Origin of the sequence: Pseudomonas sp. P105 (genome assembly GCF_032614175.1) — a bacterium.
GTDB lineage: Bacteria > Pseudomonadota > Gammaproteobacteria > Pseudomonadales > Pseudomonadaceae > Aquipseudomonas > Aquipseudomonas rhizophila.
The window spans coordinates 996,868-1,019,493 of the sequence record NZ_CP126693.1 but is presented as its reverse complement, the minus strand read 5'-3'; the positions used below and the strand labels follow the sequence as shown (position 1 = coordinate 1,019,493).

General features: G+C 58.2%; 18 protein-coding genes and 2 tRNA genes. 14 read left to right on the top strand and 6 right to left on the bottom strand.

The genetic code is table 11. The features are described 5' to 3' along the window. Positions 1-11 precede the first annotated feature (11 nt). The 5 genes from QOM08_RS04435 (at position 12) to ychF (ending at position 3,696) form a co-directional block, all read left to right on the top strand. Positions 12-86: transfer RNA gene (locus QOM08_RS04435), tRNA-Gln, on the top strand. 47 nt (positions 87-133) lie between these two features. Continuing rightward, positions 134-1,075: a ribose-phosphate pyrophosphokinase gene (locus tag QOM08_RS04430; RefSeq protein WP_003171603.1), complete on the top strand. Its 942-nt coding sequence runs from the start codon at positions 134-136 to the stop codon at positions 1,073-1,075. A 143-nt stretch (positions 1,076-1,218) separates the two neighbouring features. Then, on the top strand, positions 1,219-1,821 hold the full coding sequence (locus QOM08_RS04425) for a 50S ribosomal protein L25/general stress protein Ctc (RefSeq protein WP_076386312.1): 603 nt from the start codon (positions 1,219-1,221) through the stop codon (positions 1,819-1,821). Positions 1,822-1,988: 167 nt separating this feature from the next. Continuing rightward, positions 1,989-2,573 (top strand): aminoacyl-tRNA hydrolase, encoded by a 585-nt coding sequence (gene pth / locus QOM08_RS04420; protein ID WP_003185374.1) that lies wholly within the window; start codon positions 1,989-1,991, stop codon positions 2,571-2,573. Positions 2,574-2,595: 22 nt separating this feature from the next. Beyond that, the gene (ychF, locus tag QOM08_RS04415; RefSeq protein ID WP_047229391.1) at positions 2,596-3,696 is read left to right on the top strand and encodes a redox-regulated ATPase YchF; all 1,101 of its coding nucleotides are present in this window, start codon (positions 2,596-2,598) and stop codon (positions 3,694-3,696) included. A 159-nt stretch (positions 3,697-3,855) separates the two neighbouring features. Here ychF and QOM08_RS04410 read toward each other — a convergent pair whose 3' ends face one another. From QOM08_RS04410 to QOM08_RS04385, 6 genes are all read right to left on the bottom strand, one after another. Further along, positions 3,856-5,403, bottom strand: coding sequence for a TerC family protein (locus tag QOM08_RS04410; RefSeq protein WP_316912612.1), 1,548 nt, complete (start codon positions 5,401-5,403; stop codon positions 3,856-3,858). 374 nt (positions 5,404-5,777) lie between these two features. Further along, positions 5,778-6,803 carry a HAMP domain-containing sensor histidine kinase gene (locus QOM08_RS04405; RefSeq protein ID WP_316912611.1) on the bottom strand — a complete coding sequence of 342 codons (1,026 nt, stop codon included), beginning with the start codon at positions 6,801-6,803 and terminating at the stop codon, positions 5,778-5,780. Between the two features lie 9 nt (positions 6,804-6,812). Continuing rightward, the gene (locus QOM08_RS04400) at positions 6,813-8,273 is read right to left on the bottom strand and encodes an ATPase domain-containing protein (RefSeq protein WP_076386318.1); all 1,461 of its coding nucleotides are present in this window, start codon (positions 8,271-8,273) and stop codon (positions 6,813-6,815) included. Next, a complete protein-coding gene (locus QOM08_RS04395; protein WP_316912610.1) occupies positions 8,270-8,704 on the bottom strand; it encodes a hypothetical protein in 435 nt (144 codons plus the stop codon). The genes QOM08_RS04400 and QOM08_RS04395 overlap by 4 nt, the downstream gene beginning before the upstream one ends. 173 nt (positions 8,705-8,877) lie before the next feature. After that, positions 8,878-11,040: a methyl-accepting chemotaxis protein gene (locus QOM08_RS04390; RefSeq protein WP_316912609.1), complete on the bottom strand. Its 2,163-nt coding sequence runs from the start codon at positions 11,038-11,040 to the stop codon at positions 8,878-8,880. A gap of 533 nt (positions 11,041-11,573) precedes the next feature. Continuing rightward, positions 11,574-12,791, bottom strand: coding sequence for an MFS transporter (locus QOM08_RS04385; RefSeq protein ID WP_139051150.1), 1,218 nt, complete (start codon positions 12,789-12,791; stop codon positions 11,574-11,576). Positions 12,792-13,118: 327 nt separating this feature from the next. Here QOM08_RS04385 and QOM08_RS04380 point away from each other — a divergent pair, with 327 nt between their 5' ends. The 9 genes from QOM08_RS04380 (at position 13,119) to QOM08_RS04340 (ending at position 22,553) form a co-directional block, all read left to right on the top strand. Then, complete coding sequence (locus QOM08_RS04380; RefSeq protein WP_047229445.1) at positions 13,119-15,176, top strand: methyl-accepting chemotaxis protein; 2,058 nt, start codon at positions 13,119-13,121, stop codon at positions 15,174-15,176. A gap of 103 nt (positions 15,177-15,279) precedes the next feature. Beyond that, positions 15,280-15,356, top strand: a tRNA-Met gene (locus QOM08_RS04375). A gap of 166 nt (positions 15,357-15,522) precedes the next feature. Continuing rightward, a complete protein-coding gene (locus QOM08_RS04370) occupies positions 15,523-16,764 on the top strand; it encodes a tyrosine-type recombinase/integrase (protein WP_149632543.1) in 1,242 nt (413 codons plus the stop codon). A 282-nt stretch (positions 16,765-17,046) separates the two neighbouring features. Further along, positions 17,047-17,886, top strand: coding sequence for a hypothetical protein (locus QOM08_RS04365; RefSeq protein WP_316912608.1), 840 nt, complete (start codon positions 17,047-17,049; stop codon positions 17,884-17,886). Between the two features lie 101 nt (positions 17,887-17,987). Further along, positions 17,988-18,269 (top strand): helix-turn-helix transcriptional regulator, encoded by a 282-nt coding sequence (locus tag QOM08_RS04360; RefSeq protein ID WP_042956438.1) that lies wholly within the window; start codon positions 17,988-17,990, stop codon positions 18,267-18,269. Further along, on the top strand, positions 18,266-18,571 hold the full coding sequence (locus QOM08_RS04355; protein WP_316912607.1) for a hypothetical protein: 306 nt from the start codon (positions 18,266-18,268) through the stop codon (positions 18,569-18,571). Before QOM08_RS04360 ends, QOM08_RS04355 begins: the two co-directional genes overlap by 4 nt. A gap of 534 nt (positions 18,572-19,105) precedes the next feature. After that, complete coding sequence (locus tag QOM08_RS04350; protein ID WP_046063904.1) at positions 19,106-19,396, top strand: hypothetical protein; 291 nt, start codon at positions 19,106-19,108, stop codon at positions 19,394-19,396. Then, entirely contained in the window at positions 19,393-19,662 is a 270-nt protein-coding gene (locus tag QOM08_RS04345; protein WP_042956433.1) for a DUF3077 domain-containing protein, read from the top strand. Before QOM08_RS04350 ends, QOM08_RS04345 begins: the two co-directional genes overlap by 4 nt. Then, positions 19,659-22,553, top strand: a complete 2,895-nt coding sequence (locus QOM08_RS04340) for a DUF927 domain-containing protein (RefSeq protein WP_316912606.1) — start codon at positions 19,659-19,661, stop codon at positions 22,551-22,553. The genes QOM08_RS04345 and QOM08_RS04340 overlap by 4 nt, the downstream gene beginning before the upstream one ends. Positions 22,554-22,626: the final 73 nt, after the last annotated feature.

Here is a 22,626-nt window from a genome sequence, read left to right as displayed (position 1 = left end):
GCAACAGATACAGGGGCGTCGCCAAGCGGTAAGGCAGCAGGTTTTGATCCTGCCATGCGTTGGTTCGAATCCAGCCGCCCCTGCCATTTTCCTATACTCATCCAGGTATACCCTCAGCCTTCAGGTACTGCGCGTGTCCAAGATGATGGTCTTTACGGGGAACGCTAACCCCGATCTGGCTCGGCGTGTTGTACGTCAGCTGCATATCCCTCTCGGTGACATTTCTGTCGGTAAGTTCTCCGACGGCGAGATCACTGCCGAGATCAATGAAAACGTTCGCGGTAAAGACGTCTTCATTATTCAGCCGACTTGCGCTCCGACCAACGATAACCTGATGGAACTCGTCGTGATGGCTGATGCCTTCCGCCGCTCCTCGGCTACTCGTATTACTGCTGTTATTCCTTACTTTGGTTATGCCCGTCAGGATCGCCGTCCGCGTTCCGCACGTGTGGCAATCAGCGCGAAAGTCGTGGCTGACATGCTTACCGTAGTCGGCATCGATCGTGTGCTCACGGTCGATCTACATGCTGACCAGATTCAGGGCTTCTTCGATATTCCCGTGGATAACATCTACGGCTCCCCGGTTCTGGTGGATGACATTGAAGATCAGCGCTTCGAAAACCTGATGATCGTGTCCCCGGACATTGGCGGCGTCGTGCGTGCACGGGCCGTTGCCAAATCCCTGGGCGTTGATCTGGGTATCATCGACAAACGCCGTGAGAAAGCCAATCACTCCGAAGTGATGCATATCATCGGCGACGTCGAAGGGCGTACCTGTATTCTGGTCGACGACATGGTCGATACCGCTGGCACCCTGTGCCACGCGGCCAAGGCCCTGAAAGAGCATGGCGCTGCCAAGGTCTTTGCCTACTGCACACACCCTGTGCTGTCGGGCCGAGCGATCGAAAACATTGAAAATTCCGTGCTGGACGAGCTGGTGGTCACTAACACCATCCCGCTGTCCGCTGCAGCACAAGCCTGTGCGCGTATCCGCCAACTGGATATCGCACCGGTTGTTGCCGAGGCGGTTCGCCGCATCAGCAATGAAGAATCGATCAGTGCGATGTTCCGTTAAGGGCCCTGCCCTTTCCATTACATCTCGTTGACGAAAAGCGCCCCGCCCCGACATTACCTGCCGGGGCGGGGCTTTTTTGCCCATATCGCCTTTAGCGCTGGTCGCAAGCGCTGGGGTGAATGTGGTTACTTTGGAGATACAACATGAACGAATTTACCCTGAATGCTGAAGTGCGTTCCGACCTGGGGAAAGGTGCGAGCCGCCGCCTGCGTCGTCTCGCAAGCCTGGTCCCAGCTGTAGTCTACGGTGGCGACAAAGCCCCTGAGTCCATCAGCATGCTGGCCAAAGAAGTTGCCAAACTGCTCGAAAACGAAGCGGCCTACAGCCACATCATCGAGCTGAACGTTGGCGGCACCAAGCAAAACGTCGTGATCAAAGCCCTGCAGCGTCACCCGGCCAAAGGCCACGTGATGCACGCTGACTTCGTACGCGTTGTTGCCGGTCAGAAGCTGACTGCTGTTGTTCCAGTGCACTTCATCAACGAAGCTGCTCCGGTCAAGAAAGGCGGCGAAATCTCGCACGTAACTTCCGAGCTGGAAGTTTCCTGCCTGCCGAAAGACCTGCCTGAATTCATCGAAGTCGACCTGGCTGACGCCGAAATCGGCACGATCATTCACCTGTCCGACCTCAAGGCTCCTAAAGGCGTTGAGTTTGTTGCCCTGGCGCACGGCGATGACAAGGCTGTTGCCAACGTCCACGCTCCACGTGTTGCTCCAGAAGCGACTGAAGAAGAAGCTGCAGAGTAATTTCACTCTGTCGCCGGAGTGACCGGAAACATCGCGGACTGGAACGTAGCGAGACAGCGGGCGAGAACGCGAAGTTTACTTAACGGTAGATCCGCCATTTTCGTCCCACTGTCGCAACACCGTTTGAGCGCGACGTTGTTATCCACACTCCAGGAAGGGCCCCTATCGTGACTGCCATTAAACTGATCGTTGGCCTGGGAAATCCAGGCGCTGAATACGAACAGACCCGGCATAACGCAGGGGCCCTTTTTGTTGAGCGCATCGCGCACGCACAAGGCGTCAGCCTGGCGGCCGATCGCAAATATTTCGGCCTGACCGGGCGTTTCTCACACCAGGGTCAGGATGTTCGTCTGTTGATTCCCACCACCTACATGAACCGCAGCGGCCAGGCCGTGGCGGCATTGGCCGGTTTCTTTCGCATCAAACCTGAAGAAATCCTGGTGGCCCACGACGAACTCGACCTGCCTCCGGGCGTCGCCAAGCTCAAGCAGGGCGGCGGCCATGGCGGTCACAACGGGTTGCGCGACATCATCGCGCAACTGGGTAATCAGAATACCTTTCACCGCCTGCGGCTCGGCATCGGCCACCCGGGCGTTGCCAGCATGGTTTCAAATTTTGTCCTGGGTCGTGCGCCTCGCGCCGAACAGGAAAAACTCGATGCCAGCATCGACTTTGCCCTCGGCGTGCTGCCGGATATCCTCGCCGGTGAATGGAACCGCGCGATGAAAAACCTGCACAGCCAGAAGGCCTGACTCTACTCCGAGGGGAAACACCATGGGATTCAATTGCGGCATCGTCGGCCTGCCTAACGTCGGCAAGTCCACCCTGTTCAACGCCCTGACCAAGTCCGGTATCGCGGCCGAAAACTTCCCCTTCTGCACCATCGAGCCTAACAGCGGCATCGTGCCGATGCCCGATCCACGCCTGGAAGCGCTGGCGGCCATCGTCAATCCCAAACGCATCCTGCCGACCACCATGGAATTCGTCGACATCGCCGGTCTCGTCGCCGGCGCCTCGAAAGGTGAAGGCCTGGGTAACAAGTTCCTGGCCAACATCCGTGAAACCGATGCAATCGCCCACGTGGTGCGCTGCTTTGAAGATGAGAACGTCATTCACGTCTCCAACAGCGTCGACCCCAAGCGTGACATCGAGATCATTGACCTTGAGCTGATCTTCGCCGACCTCGACAGCTGTGAGAAGCAACTGCAGAAAGTCGCTCGCAACGCCAAGGGTGGCGACAAGGACGCAGTGGTCCAGAAGGGCCTGCTGGAGCAGTTGATCGCCCACTTCACCGAAGGCAAGCCCGCGCGCAGCCTGATGAAGAACATGAGCACCGATGAGAAGCTGGTGATCAAGGGCTTCCACCTGCTGACAACCAAGCCGGTCATGTACATCGCCAACGTCGCTGAAGACGGTTTCGAGAACAACCCGCACCTGGACGTGGTCCGGGCCATCGCCGAAGAAGAAGGCGCCATGGTCGTTCCGGTCTGCAACAAGATCGAAGCGGAAATCGCCGAGCTGGACGATGGTGAGGAGAAAGACATGTTCCTCGAGGCCCTGGGCCTGGAAGAGCCCGGCCTGAACCGCGTGATCCGCGCCGGTTACGAAATGCTCCACCTGCAGACTTACTTCACTGCCGGTGTCGAAGAGGTCCGCGCCTGGACCGTACGCGTCGGCGCCACTGCCCCGCAAGCCGCTGGCGTGATCCACACCGACTTCGAAAAAGGCTTCATCCGCGCCGAAGTCATCGCCTACGCAGACTTCATCCAGTACAAGGGTGAAGCTGGCGCCAAGGAAGCCGGTAAATGGCGCCTGGAAGGCAAGGAATACATCGTCAAGGATGGCGACGTGATGCACTTCCGCTTCAACGTCTAAGAGAGCCCGTGGAATCACACGGACTTCCCTAGACGAAAAAATCCCCGTAATCATGACTGATACGGGGATTTTTTTCGTCTTGGGATTTCCACCGGTGACAGAGACTCGCCATACGCTTCAAACAAACGAGGCCGCGGATGCGGCCCCAATTCTTCCACGTTAGCTTTTACGCAACAGCACCCTAGTCACTCGACGCTCTTCAACCTCGACAACGGTCATGCTCCACTCTTGCCAATCGAGTTTGTCTCCGATGATCGGCAAGCGGTCCAGCAAGCTCATGACCAACCCGGCGAGCGTCTGATAGTCATCCGTCGCTTTTGCCTGGAAGCCGATGTGTTCGCGCACCTGGCTGAGATTCAGCGCGCCGCTGACCAGAAATCCGTCATCCTGGGCCACGATGTTCGGACCTTCTATTTCACTGGCATCGGGCAGTTCACCCGCGATGGATTCGAGAATATCGGTCATGGTGAGAAGACCAATGAAATCACCGAACTCGTTCACCACGAAGGCGATGTGGGTCGACTCTTTGCGCATCTGTTCCAGCGCGTTGAGAATCGTGAAGTTGTCCAGCAGGTTGATGGCCTTGCGAGCCATGGCTTCCAGATTCGGCTCGTTGCCCGCCAACAGCTCCTTGAGCAACTCCTTCTTGTGGATGAACCCCAGAGGCTCATCCACACGGCCTTCGCGGATCAACGGCAACCTGGAATACGACGAGTGCATCAGCCTGGTGCGGACCTCGTCTGGGGAATCGGCCAGGTCGAGGTGGTCGATTTCCGCCCGATGCGTCATGACACTGCGTATTGGGCGCTCCGCCAACTGCAGCACACCACTGATCATGACCCGCTCACGTCGGTGGAAGACCTGTTCGGCTTCGTCGCCTGACAGCATGTCAGCGATCTCTTCACCGACTTCATCAGCCCCCAACTTGTGCCCACCCAGTAAACGCATGACCGCATGGGCAGTGCGTTCGCGCATAGGACGATGCCCCTGCATGCTCTTCTTGCGACGAGAGCGAGCCAACTGGTTGAACAGTTCGATCAGGATCGAAAAACCGATCGCGGCATAGAGGTAGCCTTTCGGAATGTGGAAGCCCAGGCCCTCAGCCGTGAGGCTGAAGCCGATCATCATCAGAAAGCCCAGACAGAGCATGATGACGGTTGGGTGGCTGTTGACGAACTGGGTCAGGGGCTTACTTGCGATGATCATCAGGCCGATGGAGAAAATCACCGCGATCATCATGACCGACAGATGTTCCACCATGCCCACGGCCGTGATCACGGCGTCCAGGGAGAAGACCGCGTCCAGCACCACAATCTGCGCAACGATAGGCCAGAACATCGCATAGGCGGCGTTACCTGTACGCTCGGTGACATGCCCCTCGAGTCGTTCATGCAACTCCATGGTGGCCTTGAACAACAGGAATACACCACCGAACAGCATGATCAGGTCCCGGCCCGAGAACGTCTTGTCGAAGACCTCGAACAACGGCTCGGTCAGGGTCACCATCCAGGAGATGCTGGCCAGCAGGCCAAGGCGCATCAACAATGCCAGCGACAGGCCAATGATCCGGGCACGATCGCGCTGCTCCGGCGGCAGCTTGTCAGCCAGGATGGCAATAAACACAAGGTTATCAATGCCGAGCACCAGCTCCAGCACGATCAGGGTCAGCAGGCCAAGCCATGCCGTCGGATCAGCAATCCATTCCATAAGGGTTATTCAACCTCTCGTAGAGTCGGGGCGAAAGGTGCCAGGGAAAGAAGCTTTATCGAGCGGATAGAGCAAGGCATGACTTGGGAGGCGACACTGTTGGTCTCACTGGGAGAAATCGATGAGAAGCCTACGGATGGGATTTGGATGTCCAGCGATCCAGAAAAACCGGATATACGTTCGGTAACGAAGAGCGGACTTGTAGAGGGCGCGGATTGAAAAAAACGACTGGGAGGCTCCAGAAGGGTGTTCATATAGACCTGAAAATAATTGGGGAAGTGATCCTATAATGTTTCCGAACGCGTCATACGCATCGAATTATTACAGAATCTGACATCCCCGCACGCGGCGGCAGATGGGACGACCGCGCAGCTTCATGGATTTGCCAACGGCAACCTCACCACGAACTCGCTCCCCTTGCCATCCCCCTCACTCTTGCCGACCACTGTGCCACCGTGGCTTTCGACCAACTCGCGCACCACCGTCAAACCAATGCCCAGGCCAACGCCGTTGAAGCCGATGGCGTGAACATCCTGCACAAAGGGTTCAAAAATAAACGGCAGCGCCTTGGCCGAAATACCTATGCCGGTATCACCGATGCTGACCTGCAAGACACTCCCTTCGACGATAACCGACAATTCGACGGTGCCGCCCACAGGGGTGTATTTGACCGCATTACCCAGCAGGTTGCCGAGAATCTGAGCAAGCCGTACCGGATCGCCGTACACCAGCAGGGCACACTCGGGCAGTGTGGCGCTGAACATCAACTTGCCGCTAATCATGGCCGGTTTACAGATATCGATGGCCTCGCGAACGATCTGCACCATATCGACAATCTGGCAATCGAGGCGAAACTTGCCGGTGCTGACGCGGGAGACATCGAGCAAGTCCTCCACTAATCGAGACATGTGCCGGACCTGACCTTCGATCAGCTTCTGCATGCGCGGCAACTCCTCACTGGGCACCCGCACCAGTCGGCCGGCAATCATGCTGATGGGCGTCAGCGGATGACGCAGTTCGTGGGCAACCAAAGCGAGAACGCTACGCTGGCGCTCCAGCGCCCGTTCGGCCGCGTCTTGCAGATGCTGTGCGCTGAGGGCAGCAATGACCAATTGCTCATTGGCCTCGCGCATCTGCCGATACAGTTGTTGTTCTGCCTGCGTGGAAGGTGGCTTTTCAGCCTCGGACTGGGCCGACAGGATCGCCAGGACCAGTTGCTGATTGGCCTCGATCAGTTGCTCGACATGTTGCTTGTCGGCAAGTTGGGTGTTGGCGTCGTTCAGCTCCTTGCGCAGCGCGGCCAGCACCGCACGCGCCTCGACAGTTTTCTGGCCGAGCAGGAACAGCTCGCGAGCGGCCATCGCCTTCGCCTGCTCATTCCCGCCATTGGCCTCATTCATGATGATGCCTCATCCAGTACCTTTGCCAGACAGCTGCCGGGTAGGCCGGCCTCCGAGCAAACCTTCCTGATCCGGCAACATGTCACCGATCTGCAAACCGCTATCGTCAATGCTGTAAAGGCGTAACTCATCGGAGTGAGCGCTGGCCCGCACCTTGACCACGGCCATGATGCGCAATAAACGGCTTTGCACTTCAATGTAGCGCTGAACGATGATTGCATCGGTGAGAAAAGCCGTGCCGTAAGGACTGAATCGCAGATCCGTGTAGCGATCCTCCAACTCCGAGGTCAGCAATACACTGACACCGGCGCTGGTCAACGCGGTGACCATGCGCGACAGCGACTCGCGAAAGTCTTCGCGAAAGGTCGGCGCCAGGGCCAGTTCGAACCCCGACAGCGAGTCAATCACCACCCGCGTGGCGTTCAGGCGAGCAATCTCGCTCAACAGCAACTGCACGATCTCGTCGATGGACAGATCTGGAGCACGGCTATCCACCAGCCCGACTTTGCCGCTTTTAATCAAGTTTGAGAGGGTGGCGTTCTGGGAATGATTCGGGCGCTGCTCGAACACGGCGATCACGCCGTTTTCACCGTTTCGCGCGCCTTCAGCGAGAAACGATGCCGCGAGAATGCTTTTTCCAGAACCCGACGGGCCAGCAACCAACAGGGAGTAACCGCGCGGCAGGCCACCACCGAGCATTTCGTCGAGCTGTGGCACACCCATTCCCAAGCGTTTGATGGGGAACTCCAGCGGAGCTTCGATCGGATTGTAGGGCGCAGGGGCAAATACCTTGATTCCCGATGGGGCGATACGGAAAGTGTGCAGACCCGGCAGCGTTGGCTGGCCACGCATCTTCATGATTTCCATCTTGCGCACCATGGAATTGCGCTGAACGCTCTGGCGCAGCCAGATCAGTCCGTCGGCCACGGTGAAAATCGGGTTGGTATCGGTTTCGGTAAAGTACTCACCAATCAGGAAAGTCGTGGCCTGCCAAGTGGTCATCAACATGCCCAGTTGCTGGACGAACTGCGGCAAGTTGTTGTTCGGGTTGTCCTGGGTCTGGCTGGCCAGCACCACCGAGCGGAACGAGTCAACGAACACCAGCGCCGGGGAGTGCGCCTCCACCTCGCTGACAATGCGCCGCAGCACTTCGTCCAGATCCCCAGCCAGGGTGTCGTCAGCCAGGTTGACGTAGCGGATCGAATGATTGATCGCGTCGCTGTCGAAGAAATCGAACTGCTGCTGATAGCGCAGCATCTTCAGTGGTGGCTCACCCAGCACGGTAAAAAACAGCGCCGGACGTGCGGGGGTCGCCAGGGCAAACATCATCTGGTGCGCGAGGGTGGTCTTGCCGCAACCGGGTGGGCCGGCGATCAGATTGAACGAAAACTCCGGCAATCCTCCGCCCAAGACCTCGTCCAGTCCTGGCACGCCGGTGGCCAAGCGGTTGATAGTCACTTTGCTGCTCATGGCGAATTTTCCTGCGAAGGGGTGTCGCTCAAAGAAGAATCCCACACGCCACGAAGCAAACGTGCGGTAAGCGAGGGTCCGATCAGCGTGGTCAGCAACTCATAGAAAGTGGTCAGCAACATTTCACCGAAAAACCGCGCATCGGCTTCGTTTTGCTCAACAAGCACTGAATTCAGGGCGGTCAGAACCATGCCGGACGGCACCTTGTTGCAGGTGCTGGTCAGGCGCGGATGAGCGGCCCCGCATAGATGCAGGCTGCGGCGATACAACGCGACAACCCCTTGCTGACCAATGACAGGCGTCAGGGCCACTTCTATATCCTGCAAAATGGAAACGATCGCGTGGGCGGTCTTTGCAATGTCAGCGTTGGGGCCAACGCGGTGCGCCAGAGAAGCTACGATCTGACGGCTCTCTTCGCTTAGCGTGGACATGGCTAACTGATATCCGATGGGCGAGTATCGATAGTACACCCTCGGGGGCGTTATCGAGACCCTATTGGACAAAGCAATGCAAATGCGCTCATTCAAGAACTGGATTGAACTGTGGCGAGGGAGCTTGGTCCCTCGCGCAATAAATCTTGAGTCACGCGTGGCCAGGAAACCCACTACCCCCTTTTGACTTTGAAGCGCCCCAGCACGCGCTGCATCAAAGATGCTCGCTCCGAAAGATCCTTGGCCGCCACCGCGCACTCTTGTGAGTTGGACTGGTTTTTCTGCGTCACTTCATCGATCTGCTCCAACCCGATGCTGGCCTGTTGCAGGCCTGAGGCTTGCTCGCTGGAGGCTTGATAGATCAATGAAACCAGGTTGGAAACAGCACTGGTTCCGCTGACGATGTTTTTCAGCGATTCGGCGGTCCGGCCTGCGATGATCATGCCGCGTTGCGTTTTGCTCGAGGAGTCGGCAATCAATGCAGCCGTCTGCTGGGCGGCCTCGGCGCTGCGGGCGGCCAGGCTACGCACCTCATCCGCCACCACCGCAAAACCACGCCCCAACTCACCTGCCCTGGCGGCTTCGATAGCCGCGTTCAACGCCAACAGGTTGGTTTGCGCGGCGATGTTGTCGATGGTGGTGATGATCGCGGTAATGTCTTTGCCCGAATTGTCGATTTCGGCCATGGCGGCAATCAGCTCACTCATCAATTTGTCGCTTTCCCCGGCATCGGCCCGTGATGCCTGGGACTGCTCATCGGCCTTTTTGGCATTGGCGGCGTTGTCCCGGGTCTGTGCGGCCATTTGTGTCATCACCGCGCTGATTTCAGTGATGGACGACGCGGAATTGGACGCCCCATCGGACAATGACTGGCTCAGGTCGGTAACCTGCGCCGAGCTGCCGGTGATCTGGGTGGCGCTGGCCTGAACTTCGCCAATCAGTTGGTTCAGATTACCCACCATCTTCTCCAGTGACCTGCCAAGGGTATCGTGGGGCGAGGACAACCGGACCTCCAGGTCCAGATCACCTTCGCTAATGCGCTCAGCCACCCTGACCTGCCGTTGCAGGCTTTCAGACATATCGTTGAGCGCGACAGACAACTGGCCCACTTCGTCCTCGGATTTCTGCACCAGGCGACGCGAGAAATCTCCCAGGCTGATGTTGGCTGCCAAGGCGGCGGCTTCGCGAATCGGCCCAACGATTTTTGCGGCGGCAAACCACAGGGCGACCAGCGCCAACAGCGAAACGCCCAGGCCAACCGACACCTGCCAGATGCTGTTGCTGATACTGCGCGCCTGTAACTCCTGCTCCAGGGCAATGGCCTGAGTCATGACCACTGCCTTTGGCAGGCGAATCAGCACCGCCCAGGGTTTGCCTGTGCGGCCCAGCTCAATGGGCATCAGCACTTCGATATGCTGGGTGTGCGGATTGAGCAGACCGTCACCACGGCCACTCTGGATATCGCGCAGTACTTTCTCCCAAGAGTCAGGCAACAAGGCCTTGATGGGCTGGCCGATCAGGTCGGTACGCTGACTGTCCGCGACCACCAGCCCCTGGTTACTCAGAATCGACACCGTGCCCTTGCCACCGTAGAGATCGGCCGACATCTGCTCGCTGAGTTTCTGGATAAAGTCGATATCGAAGTCAGCGCCGACCACGCCGTAGAACTTGCCATCGGATACGATCGGCACCGACAAAGTGGTCAGCCATACGTTTTTGTCCTGAACCACATAAGGAATGGGGTCCAGCACGCTTTCCTTCAGGGTCTCGCGTGGGCCGCTGTACCAACCCCCTTTGGGTACACCGTTCGGGTGGCGATCCGGGGAGTCATACTCGACCAATGGCTGTACTGCCACATGTCCGCCAGCGCTGCGCGTCCAGTAAGGCGTGAAGCGCCCGGTCAACGGATTACTGCCGTCCTGAGCATTGCGCAACACAAGATCCTGACCATCCAACGCGTCCGGTTCCCAGCAGGAGTAAGTGCCATTGAAGTCCGGGTTATCTTTTAAAACACTGAGCAATACCGTGTTGATCTGCTCACGTCCCAACGCCAAAGGGCTCTGCGAAGCCTTGCTGGAGGCAAAGGTATTGGCCATGGTGCGGGCCGCATCCAGAGCATTTTGCAACTTGGCCTGAATGGCATTGGCACGGGACTCGGCCAGGTTCTGAATTTCCCGGATCGTTGATTCTTCAACCAACGCCGAGACTTCGGTCGCCACGTATTGCTCATTAGCCCTGGCGGTAAAGAGCCCGTAAATAACCAGGCTAATTGATGAAACAAACAGACATACGCCTGCCGTGACACAAATGCGTGCCTGCAACGACTTGAACTTCATATCATCCCCTGCCTGATTATTTTTATTGCCAACGTTTAAGACGACAGCCTCAAACTTGTGCACGACACGGCAAATAACAATCGCTCACGGCTGTTTACGCTGTCCACGAGGCAATCGCCTTGAACGGACGCGGCGATACAACTGCTTTATAAGTATTTGAAGCGTGGCAGGTAGGGGCGTGAGTCACCTCACCCGAGGGGTGAAGGTATTCAGATCAAGAGCCGAAGGCCTTATGTCCCAAGACAATAAGAGCGGCGGGTGGAAAGAATGTGGAAAGCTGCTTTCCGGTCACCCCAGCGGACTCCCTTGAAGATTGCCGCTGCGTCCATTCAATCCATCAACCACAGCAGCAAATTAACATGACCGACTTTTATACAAAATCAAACTTAAGACTTATACAAAACGGTACTTTAGTCGCGGTTCCAAGCAACTAATCAAATCGCTCTGGTGGGCGGGTATTTTTCAATGCTTTGAAATTCAGTTGTTTCGCAACGACCGGCGGGGCCCACTCGCCTCCGCCGGTTGAGTACACGTCAGTTTTTTCTGCTTTTGGGCAGAAAAATCGCCAGGGCTCCAAACAACGGCAAAAACGAGCACAACCAATACACATACTCGATGCCGCGGATGTCGGCCAGATGCCCCAGCAGCGCGGCGCCAATCCCGCCGAAGCCAAACATCAAGCCAAAGAACACGCCGGCAATCATGCCGACGTTACCCGGCACCAGTTCCTGGGCATACACCACGATGGCCGAGAATGCCGAAGCCAGGATGAAGCCGATGACCACGCTGAGAATGCTGGTCCACAGCAGATCAACGTAAGGCAGGATCAGCGTGAACGGTGCCACGCCAAGGATCGAGAACCAGATCACCGCCTTACGTCCGATCCTGTCGCCTATCGGACCGCCAAAGAAGGTCCCCGCCGCCACAGCGCCGAGGAACAGGAACAGATACAACTGCGACGACGCCACCGACAGGTCGAACTTCTCGATCAGGTAGAAGGTGAAGTAGCTGGTGAAACTGGCCATGTAGAAATACTTGGAGAACACCAGCAAACCCAGCACCGCCAATGCACTCAAGACCCGGCCCCTGGACAGACCGTGAGTAGCCGCCTGGCCTTGCTTGAGCTTGAACAGGTTCAGGTGATTGGCGTACCAGCGGCTGATGCGGTACAGCACGAACAGCGCAAACAGTGCGAACAGGCCGAACCAGGCCACATTACCTTGCCCGTAAGGAACGATGATCGCCGCCGCCAGCAACGGGCCGAAAGCAGAGCCGGCGTTACCGCCGACCTGGAACGTCGACTGCGCCAACCCATAACGCCCGCCCGACGCCAGGCGTGCGACTCGCGATGCTTCAGGGTGAAAGGTCGAGGAGCCAATACCGATCAGACCGGCGGCCAGCAGGATCATGGCAAAACTTCCAACCATGGACATCATCACGATCCCGATCAGCGTGCAGACCGTACCGGCCGGCAGCAGCCAGGGCTTGGGGTGCCGGTCCGTGTGATAACCCACCCAGGGCTGCAGCAGCGATGCCGTCAACTGGAAGGTCAGCGTAATCAAGCCAACCTGGGTGAAGGTCAGCCCATAACTGGCCTTGAGCATCGGGTAAATAGACGGCAGTACCGCCTGGATCAGGTCGTTGATCAAATGCGCCAACGCCACGGCACCGATGATGCGCATGACCAAAGGGCTGCTTTGAGGTGTGGCAGGGATAGACGCGGTATCGACCTGGGTATCGCTGATAGCCATGGGAGTTTCCATACGGGGTTTGCACAGGAAGCGGATTCATCAATGTGCCATTTTTCGGTGCAGCAAGGCTATCCCCTTAGCTTGCTATCGACTTGAAATATTGTCAGCGAGCTCGGTAATAGCGCAAAGCCATGGTCTGAATCTTGCCTTGTTAACGGTCTACAACGCGGCCCCTTACAAAGGGGACCGAGAATGGGAAGTTTCGCTACAGAGCCAGCCTACAGAGCGGGCCTGGACAAACTTTCGAGGCCTTTTAAAAGGGCACCTGTTTCGGCACTGTGTCGAAACGCACAAAAATAGTGCAAAGGTGTTCAGGGGAGTATGGGCATGCAGGCTTTTCTATCACCGGGAATCAGGTTGCTGGGGCGTTTCGGCTTTGCCCGCAAATTTCAGTTGCTGTTCCTGCTTTTCATCCTGCCACTCATGGGCAGCCTGTGGATCATCGGCCAGGACTATCGCGACAAACTCAGCCTGATTTCCGAAGAACGCGCCGGGGTTCGCCAGTTGCTGGCCCTGGATAACCTGGACAACCTGCTCGCCGCCCAGCGCAACCGCGCGGCCCGTTGGCGAGCCACGGAAACCAATCGCCAGGCAACACCCGCAACGCTTGCCGCGATGGCGGCTTTCGATGCCGTGCAGCCGGCCCTCAACCAGGCCGCCAATGATCTGGGCAGCACCTTGCAAACCGAAGGTGCCGAAGCCGACACCCTGGCTCGCTTCCAAACGTTGCAAACCAGTCTCAATGGTCTTGATTCGAAAAGCCTGGGCACCGTCGGTTGGTGGCCGGACGGCTATGACCGCTTCACTGCGGCCTTGAGTGCCCTGCAAGCCTTGCGCGAGCAGATCGTCATGGACAATCGCCTGACCCTCGCCTCCTGGCTGGAAACCTACCTGCTGATCCAGATCTCGACCCAGCAGACACCGGACCTGATCGAGCGGGTCGGTCGCCTGGCCAGCGTTGGCCAGGCCTCCGTTGTGTCGGGTCAGTTCACCCTGCAAAGCCGCCTGCAATTGCGCGACCTGCGCAGCCGGATCGGCGATGCCCGGGATCAACTGGTCAAAACCGGTGGAGTACTGCAAGCGCGCCTGCCGAACGAACTGCAAGCCTGGGCCGGACAATTCCAAGACAGCCTCAAGCATCTGGATTCCGGCCTGAAAGTCCTGGATGAAGGGGTCTTCGCCGGCTCCATCAGCCTCAAGCCGGAAGAATTCGAGAAACACATGGATGCGCTCCTGGCGGACTTGGCGACCTTGCGCCAGCAGTCTCTGATGGCTCTGGATGCGCGACTGGACCACTACCACTCCTCGGCCATCCGCCAATTCACCCTGGTGGCCACGGTGCTGGGTTGTCTGCTGTTGGCCGCGCTTTACCTCTTCGTCTGCCTGCAAGCGTCCATCCGCCGCAGCGCCAGTGGCATCACATTACTGGCCGAAGCCCTGCGTGACGGCAACCTCAGCCTGCAAGTGCCGGTGCAAGGACGCGACGAACTGGCGGCCATCAGTACCGCTCTCAACGTTGCAGTGGTGCAGTTGCGCAACAGCCTGTTGGGCGTGGACCACGAAACGTTGCAGTTGAGCAATGCCGTTCGCACCCTCAACACGCACTCCAGCGGCGCCCTGGGCGAAGTCGAAGCCCAACAGATGCAGATCAGCCAGATCGCCGCGGCCGCCACGCAACTGGCCGCCACCTCTCAAGGGGTCGCCAGAAGCTGTGAGCAGGCCTCCGACAGCGCCCAGCAGACCCGGCGTATCGCCGCCGACAGCAGCCGCGACAGTCAACGCACTACGGCGAGCATCCAGCAACTCAACCAGCGCCTCAACGAAACCGCCGCCGCATTGGGCCGGGTCAGCGAACAGGGGCAACAGATCCAGATGGTGGTCGACACCATCCGCGGCGTAGCCGAGCAGACCAACCTGCTGGCCCTCAATGCCGCCATCGAAGCCGCTCGCGCTGGGGAACAGGGCCGTGGTTTCGCGGTGGTGGCCGATGAGGTACGCAGCCTGTCGCAACGCACCCAGTCCTCCACCCAACAGATTGCTGGCACCGTCGACAGCCTGCGCGCTACGGTCAACGAAGCGGTCAGCCTGATGGAAGCCGCATGCGGCCAGGCCCAGACCGACGCGCAAGCCGTTACCGGCCTTGGCGAGCGCCTGGGAGAAATTGCCAGCGCCGTGCAGAGCGTCACCGATACCCTGGCGCAAATCGCCACCGCGGTGGACGAACAAGCCAGCACCGCCGACGAGGTCAGCGGCAATATCCAGCAGGTCGACCAGGCGGCCATGCGATTGCTTGAAGGGGCACGCGCCGTGAACCTCGCGGCGGATACTTTGAGCCAGGGCAGCCAGGCCCTGAGCGCCAACACAGGGAGATTTCAACTCGGTTGACGGCTATTTGCGGCGAGGATTGATAAGCGGTTGAAAGCGCTGAGAAATATTTCAGATTTACGCTTGACACATCTTCGTTACCGGCGAATAATGCGCGCCACTTGGCTACATAGCTCAGTTGGTTAGAGCATAGCATTCATAATGCTGGGGTCCGGGGTTCAAGTCCCTGTGTAGCCACCAAGTACCGATCCATAGATGTCTACAGCAGTCTATGAATCACCTCAAGAAGCCCGCCTCGTGCGGGCTTTCTTGTTTCTGGCTGTCCACCTCTATCCACCCCTATCCTTCCCCACCGTGTATGCCCACGTGTATGCTTCAGAACTAATTGAACTGGAGGCATACACGGATGAAGCGCGCCGATATCAAGCGACGTCCTCTCGCTGATACAACACTTTCCAGCCTGGAGCCTGAGGCCGGGGCATACCGCGAACTAGACAGTCCTGGACTGTATTTCAGAGTCAAACCAAACGGCCAAAAATCTTGGGAGTTACGCTACAAGAAACCGGACGGCAAATGGTCTTGGCTAGGTCTCGGCGGCTATCCAGAAGTAAGCGGCGCCTTCGCTCGACAGAAAGCGGCAGAGCTGAGAGCTGACGCCTCAGAGGGCAAGAACCCAATCATCTCCAAGAAGGCTCGTCAGGCGGCTGACATTGACGCAGCCAATGACACCTTCGAATCACTAGCCAGGGAATGGCATACGTCTCGCCTCAGCGGCTGGGATGCTGGGACTGCGAAAAGGATACTCGGAGCACTCGAACGCCACGTGTTCCCCTCGCTTGGTAAACGTCCCTATACCTCGATCATGTCTATGGAGTGGATGGAGCTATTGAGAGGACTTGAGCGCCAGGGGATTTTGGAACAGATGAGTCGCGTGAGGGCTTACTGCAAAGATATCTATGACCTGGCTCGCGTGACTGGCAGAGCCGTCAACAATCCCTTGGAGGGCGTGCATAAGTTTCTGTCATCGGGAAAGGCAGAGAACTACGCTCATGTCTCACCCGACGAGCTTCCTCAGTTACTCAGAGCGATACGTTCCTATCCGCATGCCAAAGATGTTCAGCTTGGCCTTCGGCTGTTGACCCTGATGGCAGTCCGTCCCAGCGAACTTCGCGAAGCTCATTGGCTGGAGTTCGACTTCGACAAAAAACTGTGGACAGTGCCTGTCGAACGCAAGGGACGTAAAAAAGGCCGCGAACATCTGGTGCCGCTATGCACTCAGGCCGTAGATGCCCTTTTGGAGCTTCGGCAACTTACCGGGGCATACCCTCTTCTGTTTCCAGGTAGAAGCGATCGCACCAAACCCCGAAGCGACACCGTATTTCTCATGGCACTCAGGCGCCTTGGTTACGAAGGCCGCCAGACCGGTCATGGCTTCCGCCACATCGCCAGCACCATCCTCAATGAGCATGGTTATCCCGCTGACCATATCGAGGCCCAACTCAGTCACAAGGCACAAGGTGTCCGAGGGATTTACAACAAAGCCCAGTACCTTGAACAGCGAACAAAGATGATGCAGTGGTATGCCGATCATCTTGATGCACTTGAAGCCGGAAATGTTATTCAAGGTCAGTTCGGTAAGGCTGTATGAGCACCCACTACCATACCCCCCTCAAAATCCATGTTACGGGTGTTACTCGTGTAACTAACCTCGCCAGACGCCCGTTTTCATTGGCTTTCACGCCTGTTACACGCCCGCGCAAACATCTGTACACCGCGTGTGACACTGCCTCAATGTGTAACGCGTCTATCCCCCCTAACTCACTGTGGGCTGACGTTAGACGTGTCTGGTCATCGAGCCACTCACGCTGGCTTCACTTGCGACACACAGGGCGTGGGATAAAGCGCGACACAACGCCTGAGACGCTCGGCCATGGCTGATCATCAATCCCTAGTAGATTCCGCGTTTACCTCGGGGCTAATGAGTTTTCTCTCGGCACAGCCGCTATACAAGCTCTGCCGTGAACAGATTCATGACGTGTGCTATTTGATCGAACAATGCTGTCTTCGCGTTCGCGACGACAGCAACGACTTCGATCCCAGCAGCCTCTGCATCAAGACGACAATGCATGAAGAGACAATTTTTCAGTATGCCTCCACCGACACCAGGGCACGTCTCGCCCAATGGGTTCGTCAGTACAGCAAATGTGAGATGGTTTCGGATCGCGATGCCCACGCAGCCTACATCATGGCTTGCGCTGTTAAAGCACTGGGGGCGCTAAACGATTGGATGTGGACAACCGATCAAAAGGCTTGGTCCCATCCCTCAGAACCTCCGACTGACTTGTCGTGGGGGCTTTACTGTCAGCTCGTGGAGATACAGGCCAATCCGGATGAGCGCATTGAGGCGCTCGATCAGTACGTCCTTTATCTGGAGCCAATCACGTCCCTGCCCTGCTTGATTGATGATGAACTGACGCCCATCGCTGATCGAGCGATCAAGAATGCGACCCGCAAAAAAGGCGGCATCATCAGCGGCATCGAGCGCAGAAAGGACATCAGTGTTCGAGACGCAGCCATCGTTGTGCAGGCGAAACGTCTACAGGCGAAAGGCATGGAGAACCAAAATATCCCTAGCGCCGTGCATGCTTGGCTGGTGCGGGAAGTGGCGAAGACGTCGAAACAGCGTCCCGAGTGGATCGCTCTTGAAACGGAAAAAGCACTCACGCGCAAAAGCATAGAGGCCATCCTCAAACGCAACTTTGTGCTGTAACTGAAATTTCAATCGAATTTCAATTGGAAGTGAACTGCTCACCGCATTTCATCGCCTAGATCATTGCTCTCGTCAGTCCAAACCAATCGAGAGCAATACCTATGAGTACCTCAATTACCGGCCTTTCCCGCAAGGCTCCTGCAAATTCCCCCTCGCTGTTTGATGCCACCTCGACGTTGATCCGCATGCGCGAAGTCGAAGGCATCGTGGGGATGAAGCGGTCCACCATCTACAAGTTGATGCAGCGTCCTGACTGTGGCTTTCCTCAGCCCGTCAAACTGAGCAACAGCAATGCTCGCGGTGCGCCGGTCGCCTGGGTTTTGTCTGAAGTCCAACAATGGGCACGCAGCCGCATTGAGGCTCGTGATCAGGTGGCCGCATGAGCCGCAAGATCGCCAACGAAGCCCTGATGCACCCGTTCTCCATTCTTCGCCAGATTGGTTTTTCGCCTCGCCTCATGCAACGCCTGGAGCGCTACCGCAGCCAGCAGGACAAACAGGGCCGTGTGGTCAGCGTACTCAGCTGGGCAGACGGCACCTGGTGCGCGCTCTCCCTCCACTGCGAAAAGACTGGGGCGGTGATCGTCGACGAGGGCCAGCAAGCGGAAGCCTATGAAGATGCCCGTTCGATGCTCCAAGGCGGCTTCCTGCCCCTGCTCTCCCTGCGCTTCGACTTTCATGCCTGAAACGAAAACGCCTCCGGGGGCGATCCGGAGGCGTTGAGGTAAATCTACATGCCCGAACAATTTATGCCACACCCGAAAAATCCGCAAGACACCTCCGCAGTTGCACTTTCGAAATACGGACGTTACTCTCTGGCCGTCGCTGCAAAATCAGCGACCGGGTTTGACGGCCCGAGTACATACAGGCGCACAGGCGCCCCCATCTCGATTGCAGGCGCTTTTTTTGTGCCCGCATTCTCGTTTCATGGTGGCTGTGCGTGGGAGATCTTCGGGTCTGCCGGGGTCCTGTATGCCCGGTCCGTCAACCTGCGCACAGCTGCCACCCTAATTCGTTTGACGGCGAACCGTGGCAGCTCCTCACATACAGGAGTTACGCCAGATGAAACACGCCCTCAATCCGTCCAAATTCCGCGCCGCTGCACACCGTGCAATGGCTCTCGCCGCTCTACACGCCAACTCCAGCCTTGCTACTCGCCTTGCCCGTTACAACGCCCATATGGTCAAAGCTCGCGCTCTCGAAGCCGCAGGCGGTGCCCAATGAACGCCTCCCTCAGCTTCGCCTTGCCCGAAGACCTGCTCTGCGTCAGCAAAGACATCGAGAAAGGTGTTCCGGTTGATGCAATCACCTGTGCGATCAACCGCGCAGAGTCCGTACTGATGTTGCTTGAGGACCATTTCGAAAGCGAAAGCGACAGACCACGCCTAGCCAATCATGTCCTGGCCGCTGTTATTTGGGATGTCCGGGGCACCCTGGGACTGATCAAAACCCTGACCCTGCACGGTGACACCACGTCTGTTCCAATGGATCAGAAAGGCGGTGCCGTATGAGCGCTCCCACCACACTAGGCCGAGCGTCGTTTTTCAATAAAACCTCCGGCCAGGGCGTGTTTCGGGTGAACGCGGGCATTCCTATTGAGGATGCACTCGAAACGGTTTCGCTCCTCCAGCATTACGCCAATCAACTCTCCCTTGATGCCGCCATGAGCGACAAGGGCGAGCGCTACAGCTGGTGCGCGCTTTACCTCGGCGAAATGGCAAAAGCCCTGATCGATGACGTGAACGACGCGATGTTTATGCCGGGGGCCGATACATGACCCAGCGCACAAACAAACCAACAAAACGCCCCAGCTTTGCCGACGTGAAAAGTGCCGCACTCAAGGACATTGATCGCGTGCTATCTCACTGGCTGCCCAATGGCAAACGGGTCGATGGCGGCAAGGAATACACCGCCCCCAATCCGACCCGCACGGACAAACGTGCCGGGTCGCTCAAGGTCAACCTGAGCAAAGGCACCTGGGCGGATTTTGCTACCGGTGACAAAGGCGGCGACCTGATCGACCTGGTGCGCTACCTAGACGGCGGCACAGACGTCGAAGCCTGCAACAAGCTGGCGGACCTGCTGCACGTATCGGCAGGCGCCGCGCAATCGAAACCTGCACCGAACAAAAGCAAAGCGCCGGAATGGATTGCCATCCAACCAATCCCGGTCGAGGCCATGAACAAGTGCCCGACCAAGCACCGACAACACGGCGCGCCCTCTAAGGTATGGATTTATCGCGATGCGCAAGGCCAGCCCCTCATGGCGCTGTATCGGTTCGACCTGGGGCCGGACGAAGGCGGCAAGCCAAGGAAAGTCTTTGCACCGTTGACCTGGTGCCAACGCGCCGACGGCCAAATCACTCAATGGCGTTGGCAAGGTCTGGCCGATCCGCGCCCTCTTCTGCACCTGGACGAACTGTCGCAACGGCTCGATGCGCCCGTCGTGCTGTGCGAGGGCGAGAAAGCCGCCGACGCAGCCGCCGAACTGATGCCGGGCTACGTGGCGACCTGCTGGCCGAACGGTTCCAACTCCTGGCACAAGGCCGACCTGACACCGCTCAAAGGGCGGTCGGTCTTGCTGTGGCCGGACAATGACTCCAGCGGTCAGAGCTGCATGGAGGCCGTCGCAGAAAAGCTCCGTGAAATCGGCGCCGCCTCAGTGCAAGCAATCGCCCTGGACGTCTTCAAACGCAAGCCCACGCTGAAAAATGGCAAACCGACCTTTGCGAAAGGTGGTCAATGGGACGATGGTGATGATGCAGCCGACGCACTCGCCAAGGGCTGGACATCGGTCCACCTCGCCGAGCTGGAGCGCGCTGGCGAGCTGCTTGGCTCGGCAGCCGCCCCCGCTCCGGCCGGAGAAATCGAAACAAAGGCGCAGCCCAAAACCAAGCGGCCAGCCAAATCAAAAAACGACCTGCTGCCCGGTGGTTTTCGCCTGACGCCAGAAGGCGTGTTTTATTCCGGCGACGATGGCGAAGCGCGGCCTGTGTGCTCGCCCCTGGAGATCCTCGCACGTACCCGTGACGACAAGGGGCACAACTGGGGTTTGCTGGTCGAGTTCGACGACCCAGACGGCCAGAAGAAACGCTGGAACATTCCGGCCCGCACCATGACCGGCGACTTTGGCAAGGATGTACTCGGCCCTCTGGTGGATATGGGTCTACGCCTGGCCGGCAGTCGATCAGGACGCAACGCACGCAACGACCTGCAAAGCTACTTGCAGGGCTTTGACAGTGCGCAACGGGCTCGACTGGTTACCCGTCTCGGCTGGCACGGGAATGCCTTCCTATTGCCCGAACGCCAGATCGGCTCGCATGACGAACATCTGCACTTCTATGAAGCCGGTGCTCAACTTCCACCGATCAGCGAGTCCGGCACGCTGGAACAGTGGCAAGAGCAAATCGGCGCACTGTGTGTTGGCAACCATCGTTTGGCGTTCGTCGTCAGCGTGGCTTTTGCTGGACCATTGCTGAACATGCTCGGTCACGAGTCGGGCGGGTTTCACCTCTACGGTGACAGCTCCGGCGGCAAGACCACGCACCTGCAAGTCGCAGCCTCCGTCTATGGCGGGCCGCGTGTAGTGCGTTCCTGGCGCTCGACAGACAACGCCCTGGAATCCATCGCCGCCGCGCATTCGGACGGGCTCCTGGTGCTCGATGAAATCGGCATGTGTGACCCGCGCATTATCGGCGAAACGGTGTACATGCTGGGCAATGGCACCGGCAAGGCTCGCGCCAATGATCGAGGACAAGCGGGCCGACAGGTACAGGAGTGGCGCTTGCTGTTTCTCTCGACCGGAGAGAAGACGTTGGCGCAGCACATGGCCGAGGCCAACAAGGAGCTGAAAGCCGGCATGGAAGTGCGCATGCTCGCCGTGCCAGCGGACGCCAGTAAAGGCCTCGGCATGTTTGATGTATTGAGCGGCTTCGATGACGCAGCGGCCCTCTCTGACGCGCTCAAGGCTCGGGTAGCCAAATACTACGGCACGCCCCTCACCGCGTTCCTTGCGGCCCTATGCGAGCCCGGGAAAATGCACGGATGGTCCACCATCCTCCGGCGAACTCTGGAAGGCTTCGTCGCCAAAGCCCTCCCCGCATCGGCCAGTGGGCAAGCACACCGAGCCGCTGCACGCTTTGGGCTGGCCGCAGCAGCCGGAGAGCTGGCCACCGCGCTCGGTATCACTGGCTGGCCTGACGGCACCGCAACCACGGCGGCACGTGTGTGCCTGAGCGCGTGGCTGAATGAGCGTGGCGGTGCCGGAAACCTTGAAGGCGATGCGATTTTGGCCCGCTTGCGCCAGATCATCGAGCGCTTTGGGGAAAGCCGCTTCACCCGCTGGGAAACCGCCGCCGCGAAGATCGATGAGCACGGGCCACGCACCATCGACCGCCTGGGCTTTCGCAAAACACTGGAGCACGGCATGGGCGACACCATGCACACCACCCACACCTACTACGTGCTGCCCGAGGCATGGCGATCCGAGATATTTCGGGGCATGAACATCAACGCCGTGAACAAGGAGCTGCTGCACCGGGGGGTATTGGAACCTGGTAGCGATGGCAAGGCATCGAGCTTGGTCCGGTTGCCCGGCCTAGGCCCGCAACGCTGCTACATCGTGAAGACGATTCCGGGAACGGATGAGAGCGAGGCTCGGGCTGCCTGACGGCCTCCCTACTGATCGAGGTAGCGCCGGCTCATTCCCGGCCTCGCCAGCCGCTCAACCGACCCAAAATCAA